We start from the raw sequence: 17,427 nt of genomic DNA on the forward strand, positions 1-17,427 counted from the left end.
CGGAATTTACTTTTTCTTATTATTACGCTGTTGTTGTGGTTTACGTTGATTCAGATCTTTCATATCTGCTAGTTTCATATCCGAATCACGCTTGTCTATTTTCCGATTTGATAGTTCATACAGGTCAACAAATAATTTAGCATCATCAACATCTTTGTTCCACTGTATATATGTCTTTTTCATATGATTCAGAACAAGCCAGATCAACTGATCTCTTTCCTTACCTTCGGGATAATCAGACGCAATACCTATCAGTTTTTCAAGAGTCTTTCCATAATGCTTAAAATGCATGGTCGGACGGCTATATGGAACTTTACCCGGTTTTGAGTACAGATTCTCTTTTTTGATAATATCATACGGATAGTCTATATCCAACTTGAAATCGGCCATTATAGCCAAATGATCCCATAGTATATGTTTGAAGTCATTTACATCACGTAAGTGTGGAAACAGATTACCCATTATATTAATGATACTGTTTGCACATCTTTTACGTTCATCTTTGCCAGGTATGGTTAAGCAAAAATCGACCATATTTTGTATATTTCTTCCATATTCCGGAAGAGCTAACTTCTTTAATTGCGTATTATAATTCATGCAAAATTTATATAATAAAAAGAAAAGTCTAAAATGAAAGCTTAATTATTCTTTCGACAAATACCAGATGCTTCATAAGAGTTCGCATCATTATCATTTTTCAGTAAACTATGACATTGATAAGTGTTTATGGGCCGGAGATACCTTATATTAGTAGTTCTTTAGCGAGACAAAGATAATAAAAAAAGTATCTCATACAGTGATGAGATACTTTTTTCTATCTGATTTCTTGAAAATTGACCTTTATTCAATACCAAATTCTTCTTCTGAACCGGTTTTTGATGCTAAATCAACTATTTTTCGGCCGGGAGTAAATATCTCCTTATACTTTGGTTGATCATTTAAAAGAGTAATTACCTCTTTCAGGTCTTTATCATATTTCAACTGTTCTATATGTTCTCCTTTCTGGAAATAATAGCGTTTGGCTATCTCCATATTGATCAGTTTCTCTATTGTTTCTTTGAAGTTATTCAAATCCCGATCTAGGTCAGGAACTAATTTAGCCTCCAGCGCTTTGTATTCATCGTCAGCAGTTTGTGAATATCCTTCAAAATCCATTACCTCTTTCAGGGCTTTTAAGCGCTTTTCACTCAAACCATCATATTTGAAATCTTTTTTCGATTTTACAAATTCTTTGAAACTGTTATAGTCTTCATCTGTTATTCCAAAAGATTCGATTGGAGCTATTTTATTATTTTTCAAAGCCCACTCGGTTACCCAATCGTTGATAATGTATTGGTTTAAGAGATAATAAGTGATACTTGGTGTTTTTTCTACTTCAAGTTTTATATCAGGAGTAACACCTCCACCATCTCTGACTTCGCGACCTATTGCTGTCTTAAATACTGTAGTCAAACTATCAGGAATACGCCCTACACTACCATCTTCGTTACGATGGGTATAATCGATGGCCTGAATACAGCGCCCACTGGGAATATAATATTTTGAAGTTGTTACTTTCAGGCTTCCACCATAAGGTAATTCGCGCGGAGCTTGCACCAAACCTTTTCCAAAAGTACGTTGTCCGATAATAACGGCACGATCCAAATCCTGCAATGCTCCTGATACGATTTCAGCAGCCGAAGCCGAGCCTCTGTCTACCATAACAGCTAATGGCATAGTTGTATCTATAGGGTCTAGTGTTGTACGATAGGTACGGTCCCATTGTTTCATCTTCCCTTTAGTACTTAATACCATCTCACCTTTTGGAACGAATAGATTAACTATCTGTATCGCTTCTTCCATAATACCGCCTCCATTACCACGTAAATCGAGAATCATGGATGTTGCACCTTTTCCCTTCAACTCAAGGAATGCTTTTTTTACATCCTGAGCGCATTTATCGGTAAATCCGGTGAGAATAATATATCCCACATTATTCTCCAGCATTCCGTAGTAAGGTACGGATGATATTTGTATGTTTTCACGGATAAGTTTCACGTCAAAAGGTTTCTTAACTCCGGGTCTTTCTATTTTCACTGTGATTTCGGTACCTGCCTGCCCTTTCAGATGGCTGGTGACTTTATTGGATAGTGTTTTACCATATAACTCTCCGGCAACCTTATCTGCACTGGTCATATCTACACCATCTACAGCTAAGATAATATCTCCCACCTTTAGTCCGCTTTTAGCAGCAGGCATACCTTCATATGGTTCTACAATAACAACCATATCCCTACCATCAATGTTCCGGTATGAGATGATCGCTCCTACTCCTGCATACTCACCTGTAGTAAGTACATTGAAGTCCGAAACTTGTTCTTCGGTCATATAGTCGGTATAAGGGTCCAGTCCGGCCAACATATTTACGATTCCCGATTGTACAGTTTTTTGTACATCCAAAGTATCTACATAAAACATATCGAGCTGTTTAACCACCGAATTGAAAATCTCAATGTTTTTATTTATCTCGAAGTAGCGTTTGTTTTCATCTTCTTTTTCTTTGTCCTGAGCTTGCACCGCCCCTGCGAATAAGAAACTTGCACAAACAAGAATACTAAGTCCTTTTTTCATTTAATTTATATGTTAATCTGTTATTCTTCTTCTATCTATTATTATTGAGTGTTAGTGATATCCTGTAAATTTAACAAAGACGGGGCAAAGTAACAATTTTTTTTACAATTGAAAGACGCTTTTTAGTTATTATGTATTTAAAAACAAAGACTGTTATCTAAAAGTTTTTAATTAGTAATAATTGTATAATGTTGCGAAAATACTTGTCCATTTAAACGGTGTTTGTTTTCTTTGTATACAATTACTTTCTTAAATAAAAAACTCATGTCAGATCAGGTACAAATCAAAGATGTACAGGATATTGTAATACGTTTCTCAGGCGACTCGGGCGATGGTATGCAACTTTCCGGTACATTATTCTCCAGTCTATCTGCTATACTCGGAAACCAGATAGCAACATTCCCGGACTTTCCAGCCGAAATCAGGGCACCTCAAGGAACATTAAGCGGTGTTTCGGGCTATCAAATGCAGGTCGGAAAGAGTGTTTATAATTCAGGAGGTAAATCCGATGTTCTAATAGCCATGAATCCGGCTGCATTGAAAGTAAATGCCAAACATTTGAAACCTAACTCTGTAATTATAATTGACACAGACTCTTTTGCTAAAAGGGATCTGGAGAAAGCTGATTTTAAAACAGAGGCTCCTTTTGTTGAGTTATCACTCACTACACAACAAATAGTTGCCGTACCTATTTCTACCTTAACGAAAGAGAGCTTATCTGATTTTGACCTGGATATGAAAAGCAAAATCAGATGTAAAAATATGTTTGCATTAGGGTTGGTTTGCTGGCTTTTCAACAGGCCTATCGATGTGGTAAATGAGATGCTTTCGAATAAGTTTTCAAAGAAACCAATATTGGCTCAAGCAAACCTGACTGTATTAGCTAATGGATATAATTATGGGCAAAACCGAGATATGACAGTAACATCATATCGTATAGAATCTCTGAATATGGAGAAAGGATTCTATATGGATGTGAACGGTAATACTGCTACAGCATATGGATTGATTGCAGCAGCCGAAAAATCGGGACTCCAATTATTCTTAGGATCTTACCCTATAACACCTGCCACAGATATTCTGCATGAATTGGTAAAACGTAAAGATCTGGGAGTTAAAGTAATTCAGGCCGAAGACGAAATTGCCGGAGTTTGTACTGCTATCGGTGCCAGTTTTGCCGGAGATTTAGCTGTTACAACCACATCCGGTCCGGGATTAGCATTAAAGGGAGAAGCTATAGGATTGGCTGTCATGGCCGAACTACCATTAGTTGTTGTGGATGTACAACGGGGAGGACCTTCTACCGGACTGCCAACAAAAACAGAACAAACCGATCTAAGACAAGCATTATATGGACGTAATGGAGAAAGCCCTATCGTTGTAATAGCAGCATCAAGCCCAACCAATTGTTTTGATTCGGCTTATTGGGCATCTAAGTTAGCCCTGGAGCATATTACTCCTGTAATATTATTAACTGATAGTTATATAGCGAACGGGGCTTCGGCTTGGAAAATTCCAAATTTGAAAAACTATCCACAGATAATACCTCATACAATAGATCAATATAGCGGTTCTGATTGGAACGTTGCAACCCGTGATGAAAGTACATTTGCCCGCTATTGGGCTGCTGCCGGAACCGAAGGATACACTCACCGGATTGGGGGACTGGAACGTGATTACAAAACCGGAGCTATTTCTACGGATCCGGATAATCACCAGAAAATGGTCGATACCCGCAAAGAAAAAATAGCGCGTATTGCTAACTTTATTCCTGAACAAACAGTTTTGGGTGAAGAATCGGCTGATACATTAATTATTGGCTGGGGAGGTACATACGGGCACTTACGTGAAGCAGTGGAATTAATGAACAGAGGATCGAAGAAAGTGGCATTTACTCATTTTACATTTATAAGCCCGCTTCCTAAAAATACCGGGGATATTTTAAGAAAATATAAGAAGATTATTGTGGCTGAACAAAATAACGGACAATTCGCAGGATATTTGTCAGAGCAATTTTCTAATTTGCCGATAGTTAAATACAATGTCGTAAATGGACAGCCATTTACAGTGAGTGAACTCACAGATTTTTTCACTAAAGAAATTGAGGGCTAAAAAATGGAAACAGTATTGAAAAAAGTTTCTCACGAAATAAAAGACTATAAAAGCGATCAGTATGTGCGTTGGTGCCCGGGATGTGGCGACCATGCAGTATTAAGCTGTTTACATAAAGCGATGGTAGCATTGCAACTCGAACCACATCAGGTAGCAGTAATATCCGGGATAGGTTGTTCGTCACGTTTACCCTATTATATGAATACCTATGGATTTCATACAATACATGGTCGTGGAGCAGCTGTTGCGACAGGTGTAAAAGTGGCAAAACCCGAATTGTCTGTCTGGTTGGCAACAGGCGATGGAGATAGTTTAGCTATTGGAGGAAATCACTTTATTCATGCGGTACGGCGTAATGTAGATATAAATATTCTACTACTGAACAATAAGATATATGGATTGACAAAAGGGCAGTACTCTCCTACCTGCGACCGGGGATTCGTTTCTAAATCTTCGCCTTATGGTACAGTTGAAGACCCTTTTCGCCCTATTGAATTAGCTTTAGGTGCACGGGGAACTTTCTTTGCACGTTGTATTGATGTCGATATTAAAAATACATCAGTAATATTCGCAGATGCTGAAAAGCATAAAGGAACTTCTGTTGTAGAAATTTTACAGAATTGTGTCATATTCAACGACGATATTCATAAAGAGATTGTAGATAAAGCATATCGCGATGATCGCACTATCCTATTGAAACAAGGCGAAAAAATGGTTTTCGGAACCAATATGGATAAGGGAATCGTTCGGGATGGATTTAGTCTCAAGATGGTTACAATCGGGCAAGATGGTTATACTTTAGAAGACGTATTAGTACATGACGCTACTACTGTTGACAATACATTACACCTGAAACTTGGATTAATGGATCCCAAAGACGGTTTTCCTTTGGCTATCGGCGTCATACGTAATGTTGATAGCTTATGCTATGATCAGGAAGTTGAACAACAGATAGAAGATGTGCAATCTAAAACTCCGATCCGGTCACTGAATGACCTGTTGATGCAAGGAGAGATATGGGAAGTTAAGTAATAGTTCAGATTTTACATAAAAAAGGTATTTACACAGGAATATATTTGTCATATTCCTGTGTTTTTTATCTTTGTATCTAGAATAACAACTCTATTTTTATGACAAACAAAGAAAAATACGAATCTCTGACTGAAGAAAAGCAGGCATTACCTTCAGGAATGGCTATCATTCCTTCTGAGAAAGGTTTTACATTTGATGCTGAACTCATAGAAAAGGCATTATCCAATTGTAAAGATTTTAAATTACTGGAATTCTCTCCATTGGAAAATTTTCTGGGAGAGGCTGCTTTTAATGCCCGGATAGAATATGGTGATGAAACCTTTGATGTAGCTCTTTACTGGGACTTGATCTCTAATTTACATCTTGAAGAATACCGCTTCGGAAATAATATAGATGATAAGTCTATGGAAACAGCGACTCAGCAAACATATTTCCTAGGAACATCTATGTATTTCGGGGATAATGCTTTGGAGTCATTCCATCTGCAACTGAAAGTGATGAATGCTGTGGTACCTGATGCCTGTTTATGTATAGACTTTATGTCATTCAAGTTATTGTCGGCACAATGGCTGTCTATGACTGCAAAATCAGATATTCCGCCTTCGCCCGATTATCTGTATACTATCCATGCTGTATATAACGATGATGCCAGTAATATCCGCCATTACTGGCTGCACACACACGGTTTGCATCGTTGTGGAACAGTAGAATTGGAAATAGTTGACATAACGCAGAGTGCAGAAGAGATGAACACTATGTTGAACATGGTTGCCAAGAGATTCTTAACATCCCCGATAAAAGAAAAAGAACGTTTTATGATCGGATACGATGGTATGGGTATCGATCTTTGTTGGTTGCGTTGGGAAGAAGCTCTGAATGATTTTGCACCTGATGCCTTAGGTGGCTTTAATGACCGGAAAGATGAAGGTGATATTCATGCAGAACCGGTAGGCGTATTATATGCCGTACAAGAGGGAAATATGATGTCGCCCGAAATATATGGTCCAACCCTCGCCGAAAATCCTATTTACTACATTTCGAATGAGGAAACATTCAGAATGAGCTGTTTAGCTAAAGAAAGATTTAGTTTCTTTGCCGAATTATTCAGCAAACATGCACCTAAAGAAGAGAAAAAATCATTCTTCAGCAAGTTATTTGGTTCTAAGAAAACAGACGAAAATAATTCACCGTGGCGTTTTCTTGTAAAACTGGGTTTAGATGTGGATAATGAAGATGCCTCTGCCAGCGAAAAAGAACATCTTTGGTATGATGTGCTATCTATTGATGGTAATAAGATTACAGGAAGATTACTCAATCAGCCTTACTGGATTTCAAACCTGAATGAAGGTGATGTGAAAACTTACTCAACTGATCTGCTTACTGATTGGATTATTTACGGACCCGAAAACACCTATACTACAGATACTATTTACGAGTTAGGTTTTAAATAATATTGACATCAATCGATAAGATAAAAAAGACACTGAAAATCAGTGTCTTTTTTATTTCTATTTAGTTTAATTCGTTTAAGCATTTTGCTCAATCCACTTATGGGCATTTATAAATGCTTCCATCCAAGGGGTTACGTCATCTCTGCGATTTTCAAATGGATAATGTGCACACTGCCATGGGAATATAGCTCTCTCGGGATGTGGCATTATTGCCAAATGGCGCCCATCTTCGGAACAAACAGCTGCAGTATTATAATCAGAGCCATTAGGATTTCCCGGATAAGTGTCATATATGTATTTTCCGACAATATTGTAAGCCGATTCTTCTTCCGGCAATACAAAGCGTCCTTCACCATGGGCAACCCAAACTCCTAGTTTACTACCTGATAGTGAACTGAACATAACCGAATTGTTCTGAGGTATTTCAACACTAAGGAATGTTGATTCAAATTTATGCGATATATTATGGTGCATATTAGGTTTCTGTATACGATTAGGAAATACGAGTCCTAATTCCATCATAAGCTGGCATCCGTTACATACACCTAAACTTAGCGTATCAGTACGGTCATAAAAGTTTTTCAAGGCTGTTTTTGCTTTTTCATTGAACATAAAGCTACCAGCCCAACCTTTTGCAGAGCCTAATACATCCGAATTGGAGAAACCTCCACAAAAGACAATCAGGTTGATGTCTTCCAAAGTCTCTCTCCCAGATGCCAGGTCTGTCATATGCACATCTTTCACATCAAATCCGGCGAGATACAATGTATAAGCCATTTCACGTTCACCATTCGTACCTTTCTCTCTGATAATGGCCGCTCTGACTCCCGATCGTCCTTCCCGGTTAGGTGTTATCCCCAAATTAGAGAAACGTCCATTGAATGACGGATTGATATGAAATTGCAAAGGCTGATTCTTATAATTTTCGAAACGTGCTCTGGCACATTCTTCTCCGCTTTGTTTTCTATCCAACAGATAGGACGATTCGTACCAGACATCACGTAATTCGTCGATATCGAATTCTTCATAGAAATCTCCTTTCTGAATAGTTATCTTACGGGTCTCTGTAGGACGTGCTATTATTGCATACCCGATACCATAATCATCGAGGATTTTTTCTACCAGGTGATGATGTTTTACCTGAATCAGTACCCCCGGATTTTCAGAGAACAACACTTTTACAACATCTGCATTGTGAAGTTTGTCTAAACGAGCTTCTAAACCTCCCTGAGGATTGGCAAAGCACATCTCGAGCATAGTTGTAACCATACCTCCGGCAGAAATATCGTGTCCGGCAAGAACAAGTCCTCTATCTATAAGTTCCTGAACACAAGCAAATGCATTCTTAAAATATTCGGGATCCCTTACCGTCGGAACTTCTTCTCCTAACTTGCTCATGGTTTGTGCCAAAGCAGAGCCTCCCAGTTTGAATGTATCAAAAGAAAAGTCTATGTAGTACAGGTAAGTACCTTTTATGTAAGCTAGTACAGGAGATACAATTTTGCGGATATTCTTTACTTCTGCGGCAGCCGATATAATAACGGTACCCGGAGCATATACCTTCTCATCCCCATATTTTTGAGTCATCGACAAAGAGTCTTTACCCGTAGGAATATTGATTCCTAAATCACAGGCAAACGCTGAACAGGCTTCAACAGCACTATATAAGCGGGCATCTTCTCCCGGATTTCTACAAGGCCACATCCAGTTTGCACTTAGCGAAACACTTTTAAGCCCTTCGGCAAGAGGTGCGAAAACGAGATTAGTTAAAGATTCGGCTATTGCCATTACCGATCCGGCTTCCGGATCTATCATTGCTACCTGAGGTGCATGCCCAATTGACGTAGCGATACCTGCTCTTCCTCTGTAATCTAAAGCTACTGCCCCTAAATCACTCAATGGTAACTGTATTTCACCCTGACATTGCTGACGGGCTACTTTACCTGTTACAGAACGGTCTACCTTGTTTGTTAACCAATCTTTGCAGGCAACAGACTCCAGTTGGAGAACATTGGTTATATGTTTCTTTACACTGATCAGTTTATAGTCCGGATTCGAATAATACTCTTCAACAGTGTTATCTGTCATTATAGTTTTCGGAGCCTTCCCAAAGAAATCCTCCAAACTAAGATCAATAGGGCGTTTTCCATCAGCTTGTTCAAAAACAAACTTCATATCATTGGTAGTTTCGCCTACAACATACATAGGAGAACGTTCACGCTCGGCAATATTCTTTATTTTCTCAATCGTTTCAGATGGAACGAGCATTCCCATACGTTCCTGACTTTCGTTTCCTACGATCTCTTTGGATGAAAGTGTCGGATCGCCTACGGGTAATTGAGAAACGTCAATTTTACCTCCTGTATATTCAACCAGCTCTGAAAGACAGTTTAAGTGCCCGCCGGCACCATGATCGTGAATTGAAACAATAGGGTTACTATCGCCTTCTGATAAAGTACGGATAACATTCGAAACACGTTTCTGCATTTCAGGATTGGCTCGCTGTACTGCATTCAACTCAATACCGCTTGAATATTGTCCGGTATCGACAGATGATACAGCACCGCCACCCATTCCTATGCGATAATTGTCACCACCTAATAGTACGACTTTTTCTCCGGGTTCGGGTTCATTCTTTATAGCATCTCTCTTGTTGGCAAATCCTACGCCTCCGGCTAGCATTATCACTTTATCATAAGCGAATTTTTTACCATTTTCAAAATGCTCTAAAGTAAGTACTGATCCACATATCAGAGGTTGCCCGAATTTGTTACCAAAATCAGAAGCACCATTAGAAGCCTTGATCAGAATCTCTTCCGGAGTTTGATATAACCAATCCCTTTCGGGCATAGTTTCTTCCCACTCGCGCCCGGCTTTGGTTCTCGGATAAGAAGTCATATAAACAGCTGTTCCGGCAATGGGGAGAGAACCCTTTCCCCCACCCAACCGGTCACGGATTTCGCCACCTGTTCCGGTAGCAGCACCATTAAACGGTTCAACTGTAGTTGGGAAATTATGAGTTTCGGCTTTTAATGAAATAACCGACTTTATTTGTTTGGTTCGGAAATAGTCTGGTTTATCGCCACTTGCCGGAGCAAATTGTTCTATTTCGGGACCATCGTTAAAGGCAACATTATCTTTGTAAGCCGATACCAGTTTATTCAGATTGGTATTAGCTGTTTTCTTAATCAACTGAAAAAGTGTACTTTCTTTCTCTTCCCCATCAATAATGAATGTTCCATTGAATATTTTATGACGGCAGTGCTCCGAATTGACCTGTGAAAAGCCGAAAACCTCACTGTCGGTTAATTTCCTGTTGAGTTTTAGGCTCAGATTATTCAGATAATCAATTTCTTCATTACTTAGGGCAAGACCTTCCTGTACATTATATGCAGCTATATCATCTATTTCGAGAATAGGGTCAGGTGTCTTGTTTATAGTAAATAAATCCTGCTCCAAGCCATCATACCTTTGCTGTAGCATGGGGTCGAAAGACGAATCTTTATCTGCGGCAAAGAACTCTTCTATACGAATAATGCCGGTGATACCCATATTTTGAGTGATTTCAACGGCATTTGTACTCCAGGGAGTAATCATTTCTTTACGAGGCCCGACAAAGTGCCCTTCTTTTCTCGAGGACTCAACCGGGTCGGCTTCTCCAAACAACCACCTTAATTTAGATATATCGGCAGGATCAATCGCCGACAAAGTCTGAACTGCTATTATGTTTTTTGCTGAATTAAGAAAGAAAGAGACCATACGTTAGATTAAGATATTTATCATGTTATGTAAATCTGTGATCAAAGTTAGTGAAAAGAATATTACGAATAAAACCTAAATCCGATATTTTGGTATTAAAAAGAAAAAGGTCCGTAACATTCCATTACCGACCTTTCATTTTTGTTATATTTCACTATTCTTTTTTCTTTTTATCATCATCCAGAATCTCACTTGCTTTCTGTGATAAATCGCGGGCTGTACGCTTTGCTTGAATAGTCAGGTCTTCAACTTTATCTTCAATAATATCTGAATATTCGCGAGCCTTATGCGATAAGGTATCGAAAAGAGATTTAGCTTGTCCTTTCAGGTCAGTATATTTTCCTTTGAAGAATTTCTCCCAGTCTATTTCAATACCTTCCTTGTCCATAAAATCTTTTACAACTTTCAAAGACTTTACTGCTTGTTCTTCCGATAATCCAGCTTCTTCTTGTAGTTTCTTAAGTAAGTTTTCCATAACGTTCTTTCCTTTATATAAGTTCTGTTTTAAATAACGCAGATTATATCTATATAGTTTAACTATTTACAAATATTTAGATTTTTACCGAAGATAATATCTAAAAAAGAACGACCTTTGTTTTTATAATCAAACTTTCTAATCATTATGAATAAGATACTAAGTAGACCTTTCTTTATTAGTAGCTGCGAACCTGTATATGTTGTTGATAAAGGTGTTACCCGCCAATTTATCGGCTATACTAATGATATAATGACAGTAAAAGTCTTTTTCGAAAAAGGAGCTATCGGTTATACACATTCTCATCCTCATGTGCAAACAGCTTATATTGACTCCGGCAAATTTGAGGTTACAATCGGTAACGAAACCCAAATACTTGAGGCCGGAGACGGATTTGTTGCCGAACCCAATATCGAGCATGGAGTAGTTTGTCTTGAAGCAGGAATTATCATCGACACGTTTAATCCTATAAGAGAAGACTTTTATGCGACAATAAATAAATGAGTTTTACTTCTCGGCAAACATATCCTTAAAGTCCACAACTTCTTTACCTGGTAATATTTGATTCAAGACAATACCGATAATAGAAGCCAGAGCCATACCTTCGAGCGAAAAATGGCTTCCTATATGTATAGCAGCACCACCGATTCCAATAACCAGAATCACGGATGCTATAATCAGGTTGCGTTTAAGCGCAAAATCGATCTTATTTTCGACAAGCATACGCAATCCACTGGATGCTATAATACCAAATAGAAGTATCGAAACTCCTCCCATTACCGGAGTTGGTATGGATGATAACAAGGCTGCTATTTTTCCGCAAAAACCAAACAGGATAGCAAAGATAGCTGCTCCTATAAATAAATATATACTAAATGCTTTGGTAATAGCCAGTACACCTATATTTTCACCATAAGTAGTATTAGGTGGCCCTCCGATGCAAGCTGCAATAACGGAAGCTACACCATCGCCAAACATCGAACTATGTAATCCGGGATCGGCAAGCAGGTCTTTTTCTACTACTTTACTCAATACCAACTGATGCCCGATATGCTCGGCAATAGGAACTATGGCTACCGGAACCATCAGCAGAAAGACTTTCCATGTGAAATGCGGGGCAAAGTCGACAAATGGTATCTGGAATGGCGGAACCTGAAACCATGGAGCATCTATAACCGCTTGAAGATCTACAATACCCATGATCACAGCAAATATATATCCTCCGATTATACCCATAAGTACAGGAACAACACTTAAAAATCCCCGTGTAAATATTGCAAATATTATAGTTATCAGTAATGTGACCAGACCAACCAACACATAAGTAATGTCGTATCCCCCATCGTGATTTGTAACCATCCCAACAGCTACAGCCGATAAACCTAATCCTATTACCATAATTACAGGTCCTACAACAATCGGAGGGAGCAACTTCATCAGCCAGCGTGTTCCCGTTTTAGAAATTACAAGAGCAACAATGGCATACACCAAACCAACCATAAAGCTACCCATCATGATACCAGCAAAACCATCGAATGCTTTTGTGGCTATAATCGGGTTTATAAAGGCAAATGACGAACCTAAGTAAGATGGAACTTTGCCCCGTGTAACCAGAATGAATGCCAATGTACCCAATCCACTGGATACAAGAGCCACGGCCGGACTCATACCTGTTAATGCAGGAACCAGTACTGTAGAACCGAACATTGCAAAGAGATGTTGTATACTAAGCAACAGCCATTGAAGAGGTTTTGGTTTTTCATTTATGCCCAATACTATTTTGTTTGGTGAACTCATGAAGATGTTTTTAAATGGTTATTATTAGGAGGTTATTTTTTCGGTGACAAAAGTAACATATTTACACATAAAAAAAGCACCCCGACGAGGCGCTTTTTCACATTATAATATCTGTTTAAATTTAATAAGGAATTCATCAGCCTGCTCTTTTGTCAGGCATAATGGAGGCAACAAACGGAAAACATTTGTACCGGTAGCTCCTGTGAATATTTTATCTTCAAACAAAAGCTTAGATCTTTTTTCTTTGATCGGTTCATCAAATTCGATACCGATAATAAGCCCACGCCCTCTAACCTCTTTTACTTTAGGAAGCTTCTTCAGCTCTGTTATCAAATAATCACCTATTGTTTTTGCATTCTCTATCAGATTCTCTTTTTTGAAGATATCGAGAACCGCAATAGCAGCAGCACAACCTAAATGGTTACCACCAAAAGTAGTTCCCAGCTGTCCGTAAACAGCCTTAAACATAGGATTAATCAAAACGCCGGCCATTGGAAAACCATTGGCAATACCTTTTGCCACAGTTATCAAATCGGCTTGAATACCTGCGTATTGGTGTGCAAAGAATTTACCTGTACGCCCATATCCTGATTGTATTTCGTCAAGGATCAATATAGTACCTGTCTCTGTACAAATATCACGAAGTTGTTTCAAAAAGTTATCATCTGGAACATGTATTCCTGCAACACCCTGGATACCTTCGATTATTACAGAAGAATATTCTTTAGTTTCAAGTTCTTTTTTTACTGCTTCAATATCATTGAATGGAACAAAGGTCGTATAGTCTGTCCGGTTTACAGGAGCGCTATATGCAGGTATATCAGTAACAGCAACGGTTACAGATGTACGACCGTGAAAGGCTTTTTTGAATGCGAGAACTTTGCGGCGCCCGTTATGGAAAGATGCCAGTTTGATCGCATTTTCATTGGCTTCGGCTCCCGAGTTGATAAGAAACAGATGATAATCGGGATATCCGCATTGCTCTCCCAATTTACCGGCCAGTTCTACTTGCAGTTTATTGATAACCGAATTGGAATAAAATCCGAGCTTATTCAACTGATCAGTCACTTTTTCTACATAATACGGATGGGTATGTCCTACCGAGATAACTGCATGACCGCCGTATAAATCCAAATACTTGTTGCCTTTATCGTCATATACATAGCAACCTTCGCCTTTTACTATATTCAAATCGAATAGCGGAAATACATCAAAAAGTTTCATGTCTGTTTATTTTTTGTATACTTTCTGTCACTTTTTTGTCACCTTATAAATATCTGCTATTAAATATTTTATCTTCTTAAAAGTGACAAAGGTGACAAAAGTAACACGTTTTTATATTATTTTTTTTCTTGTTTTAAGCTTTCTGTATAGATAAAATTATTCTGTATTATTATTCAATAACACTTCATTAATCATCTCTACAACACCCTCTTTTCGAATGATATACATACCTAATCTATCCGTAGATATACCATCTTTCAATTTGTATGTATATACCGGGTGACCGTTTTCTTCACGAATATCAAAACATCTGAAGTTGATGTTACTGTTTACTTTCAACTCTTCGGCTGCTTCTACAATATGGGTTGATATGACAAAGAAAGAACTCTTGATACGGGCAAAAGCCGATACAATAGCCAGTGTTCCGTCATAAGCATCCTTTACATTAGTACCCCTGAACAGTTCGTCGAAAATAACCATCATATTGCTGTTTACTTTCAGCCGTTCTGCAACATGTTTTACTCTGAGTACTTCTGCATAGAAATGGCTGTAACCCGATTGAAGATTATCCGAAATATTTATAGTAGTACATAGACCCGAAACAAGGCTCATACTAAAGTTTTTTGCAGGTACCGGAAATCCCGCATGTGCCAGATATACCGATACTCCCAGAGCTTTCAGAAAAGTAGATTTACCTGCCATATTAGGCCCTGTAACAAACAGCAGATTAGAGTTTGTATCAAATTGAATATCATTATTGATAGCATTCTCTACAAAAGGATGGAAAATTCCTTCCGCTTTCAGCCTATTTTCTGTTTTGGGTAATACTTCGGGATAGCAGAATCCGTATTCGGATGCAGCTTTTGCCACCGACAAATAAGCGTCGTATTCGTAAATCAAATCGAACATATATTGCAGGTTCCGTTGTTGCGCATACCGGAATATATAGTTATACTCGGCTACATCAAAGGGTCTTATATCGATCATATCCAGTAATACTTTCATCTCCTGAATTTCCAGAATCTCAAGAATCCTCTTATTACGCTTTTGAAAGAGCGAGGGAAGTGTTCCCGAAGACTTCTCATCTAATAAATGACAAAATTTATACAAACGTTGTAATATCTTGATGATAGACTTAACGCCCTTTTCTACAACAAAATAATTTTCGCTCGACCGTAATTTGTTTAATAACTGATTATTAAGAGGACGCCACAGTTTTGTCGGACGCCTGAGCGAATACTCCCTGTGTTTCTGGTAATATTCGGCAAAGCTAAGCGTATCCATATCTATATCAAGGTCGGTAAACCCATGCTGTTGAAAGAATGCGATAGCTTCGCTACGTCCCCGTATAGCATCGAGGTCGGTCAAAGGTTCCGACAAGAAGTGATACAACTTATTCTCTCCCCCTTTACAAGTTGTAAAGTTGAACAACCCGAATATAGACTTGCTATCTTGATTAACAGCAAATATATCCAAGTCCCTTTTAGTCTGATTATCTACCTCGAATGCCATAAGCGTTTAATTTTATAGATGCAGAACTAATGTTGTCAGAAAGCAGAAGCTTTCAGCCCCAATCCTTCTTTCTCATTCAGCCCGAACATCAGGTTCATATTGTGTATAGCCTGTCCCGATGCACCTTTTACCAGATTATCGATACAGGATAGTATAAGTAGCTTATTGCCATGCTTTTCGACATGGAGCACACACTTATTTGTATTAACAACTTGTTTCAAATCGGGATTCTTATCAGTGACGATCACAAACGGACTGTCTTTGTAAAATTCCTGATAGAGTTTTTCGGCGTCTTCTACCGAGCCATCGTATTTCAGATAGATCGAAGCAAATATGCCTCTGGTAAAATTCCCCCGAACAGGTATAAAGTTAATATCTTCTGTAAAATTATTTTGTAAATGTGTCAAAGATTGTCTGATTTCAGCCAAATGCTGATGCTCAAAAGCCTTGTATACCGAAATGTTATTCTCTCTCCAACTGAAATGAGAGGTCGCCCCGGGTTTTACTCCCGCTCCGGTCGAACCTGTTATGGCATTTACATGCACTTCGGTTAACACCTGATCCTTTGCTAACGGTAACAATGCCAATTGTATAGCTGTGGCAAAGCATCCGGGATTAGCTATATGTTTCGCTCTTTTTATTTGCTCTTTATTCAGTTCAGGTAGTCCGTATACAAAATCATGTTCGGATGATTCTTTCCTGTAATCAGTGGATAAATCGATTATTTTTAAATCCGAAGGAACGGTATTTGCTTCCAGAAACTTTTTTGTATCACCATGTGCTGTACAGAAAAAGAGTACATCTATTGTATTGTATGGCAATTGGTCGGTAAACGACATATCTGTTTCACCCAGTAAACCGCCATGTACATCGGTTAGTTTATTTCCGGCATTACTGGTACTGTTTACAAACACAAGCTCTACCTGCGGATGATTGATAAGTATTCGTATCAACTCTCCGGCAGTGTATCCGGCTCCTCCTATTATTCCTGCTTTTATCATTATAACTTATTGTTTTTAAACACAGAGTTTCACGGAGTTATTTTCACAGAGTCTACAAAACGTAACGTTTTATGCCTTCTTTGAGTGAAACAACATTAAAATTTATTAAGTATCCGATTTTACAGTGCGATAGTTTCAGATATGTCAGCAACTGCGCTGTATGAACATTGGTTAAACTCTCCACCGATTTCAGTTCAAGAATAATTTTATTCTCCACTAATAAATCCATTTTATATCCAACATCTATTAGGATGTCTTTATATAATAGAGACTGATCTTTCTGTTTTTCCACAAATAAACCGACCTTTTTGAGTTCATAAAACAAACATTCTTCGTAAGTTTTCTCCAATAACCCGGGACCCAACTCTGAATGAACAGTATATGCACATCTCAATACCTTATTACTCAACTCCCTCTCTAAAATCATATCCTACTCTGTGAAAATAACTCCGTG

13 protein-coding genes are annotated in these 17,427 nt (G+C 38.4%); 4 read left to right on the forward strand and 9 right to left on the reverse strand.

What is annotated here, in order from left to right:
• Window positions 1–6: 6 nt before the first annotated feature.
• Together BUC12_RS08480 and BUC12_RS08485 are read right to left on the reverse strand one after the other, a co-directional pair.
• Window positions 7–597, reverse strand: a complete 591-nt coding sequence (locus tag BUC12_RS08480) for a DUF4290 domain-containing protein (RefSeq protein WP_062182555.1) — start codon at window positions 595–597, stop codon at window positions 7–9.
• Window positions 598–840: 243 nt separating this feature from the next.
• Window positions 841–2,610, reverse strand: coding sequence for a S41 family peptidase (locus BUC12_RS08485; RefSeq protein WP_062182552.1), 1,770 nt, complete (start codon window positions 2,608–2,610; stop codon window positions 841–843).
• A gap of 264 nt (window positions 2,611–2,874) precedes the next feature.
• On the opposite strand from BUC12_RS08485, the gene BUC12_RS08490 reads away from it, so the two are divergent.
• The 3 genes from BUC12_RS08490 to BUC12_RS08500 all read left to right on the forward strand — a co-directional run bounded on the left by BUC12_RS08490 (window position 2,875) and on the right by BUC12_RS08500 (window position 7,205).
• Window positions 2,875–4,722 (forward strand): 2-oxoacid:acceptor oxidoreductase subunit alpha, encoded by a 1,848-nt coding sequence (locus BUC12_RS08490; RefSeq protein WP_062182549.1) that lies wholly within the window; start codon window positions 2,875–2,877, stop codon window positions 4,720–4,722.
• Between the two features lie 3 nt (window positions 4,723–4,725).
• A complete protein-coding gene (locus tag BUC12_RS08495) occupies window positions 4,726–5,754 on the forward strand; it encodes a 2-oxoacid:ferredoxin oxidoreductase subunit beta (protein ID WP_062182546.1) in 1,029 nt (342 codons plus the stop codon).
• Between the two features lie 98 nt (window positions 5,755–5,852).
• Window positions 5,853–7,205: a DUF4026 domain-containing protein gene (locus tag BUC12_RS08500; RefSeq protein WP_062182543.1), complete on the forward strand. Its 1,353-nt coding sequence runs from the start codon at window positions 5,853–5,855 to the stop codon at window positions 7,203–7,205.
• Window positions 7,206–7,280: 75 nt separating this feature from the next.
• Here the strand turns inward: BUC12_RS08500 and purL are convergent, their stop codons facing one another.
• Window positions 7,281–10,964: a phosphoribosylformylglycinamidine synthase gene (gene purL / locus BUC12_RS08505; protein ID WP_062182540.1), complete on the reverse strand. Its 3,684-nt coding sequence runs from the start codon at window positions 10,962–10,964 to the stop codon at window positions 7,281–7,283.
• A 154-nt stretch (window positions 10,965–11,118) separates the two neighbouring features.
• Window positions 11,119–11,439 carry a hypothetical protein gene (locus tag BUC12_RS08510; protein WP_062182537.1) on the reverse strand — a complete coding sequence of 107 codons (321 nt, stop codon included), beginning with the start codon at window positions 11,437–11,439 and terminating at the stop codon, window positions 11,119–11,121.
• A gap of 147 nt (window positions 11,440–11,586) precedes the next feature.
• On the opposite strand from BUC12_RS08510, the gene BUC12_RS08515 reads away from it, so the two are divergent.
• Entirely contained in the window at window positions 11,587–11,943 is a 357-nt protein-coding gene (locus tag BUC12_RS08515; protein WP_062182534.1) for a cupin domain-containing protein, read from the forward strand.
• 3 nt (window positions 11,944–11,946) lie between these two features.
• Here the strand turns inward: BUC12_RS08515 and BUC12_RS08520 are convergent, their stop codons facing one another.
• From BUC12_RS08520 to BUC12_RS08540, 5 genes are all read right to left on the reverse strand, one after another.
• Window positions 11,947–13,236: a solute carrier family 23 protein gene (locus BUC12_RS08520; protein WP_062182532.1), complete on the reverse strand. Its 1,290-nt coding sequence runs from the start codon at window positions 13,234–13,236 to the stop codon at window positions 11,947–11,949.
• A 102-nt stretch (window positions 13,237–13,338) separates the two neighbouring features.
• Window positions 13,339–14,460, reverse strand: a complete 1,122-nt coding sequence (locus BUC12_RS08525; protein ID WP_062182529.1) for an aspartate aminotransferase family protein — start codon at window positions 14,458–14,460, stop codon at window positions 13,339–13,341.
• 156 nt (window positions 14,461–14,616) lie between these two features.
• Window positions 14,617–15,972 carry a MutS-related protein gene (locus BUC12_RS08530; RefSeq protein ID WP_062182526.1) on the reverse strand — a complete coding sequence of 452 codons (1,356 nt, stop codon included), beginning with the start codon at window positions 15,970–15,972 and terminating at the stop codon, window positions 14,617–14,619.
• A 35-nt stretch (window positions 15,973–16,007) separates the two neighbouring features.
• Window positions 16,008–16,973, reverse strand: a complete 966-nt coding sequence (gene argC / locus BUC12_RS08535; protein WP_062182523.1) for an N-acetyl-gamma-glutamyl-phosphate reductase — start codon at window positions 16,971–16,973, stop codon at window positions 16,008–16,010.
• Between the two features lie 52 nt (window positions 16,974–17,025).
• Window positions 17,026–17,400, reverse strand: a complete 375-nt coding sequence (locus tag BUC12_RS08540) for a GxxExxY protein (RefSeq protein WP_087880268.1) — start codon at window positions 17,398–17,400, stop codon at window positions 17,026–17,028.
• Between the last annotated feature and the right edge of the window lie 27 nt (window positions 17,401–17,427).

The organism is Indolivaga macrotermitis (assembly GCF_900128985.1).
In the GTDB taxonomy this organism is placed as follows: Bacteria; Bacteroidota; Bacteroidia; order Bacteroidales; family Dysgonomonadaceae; genus Dysgonomonas_A; species Dysgonomonas_A macrotermitis.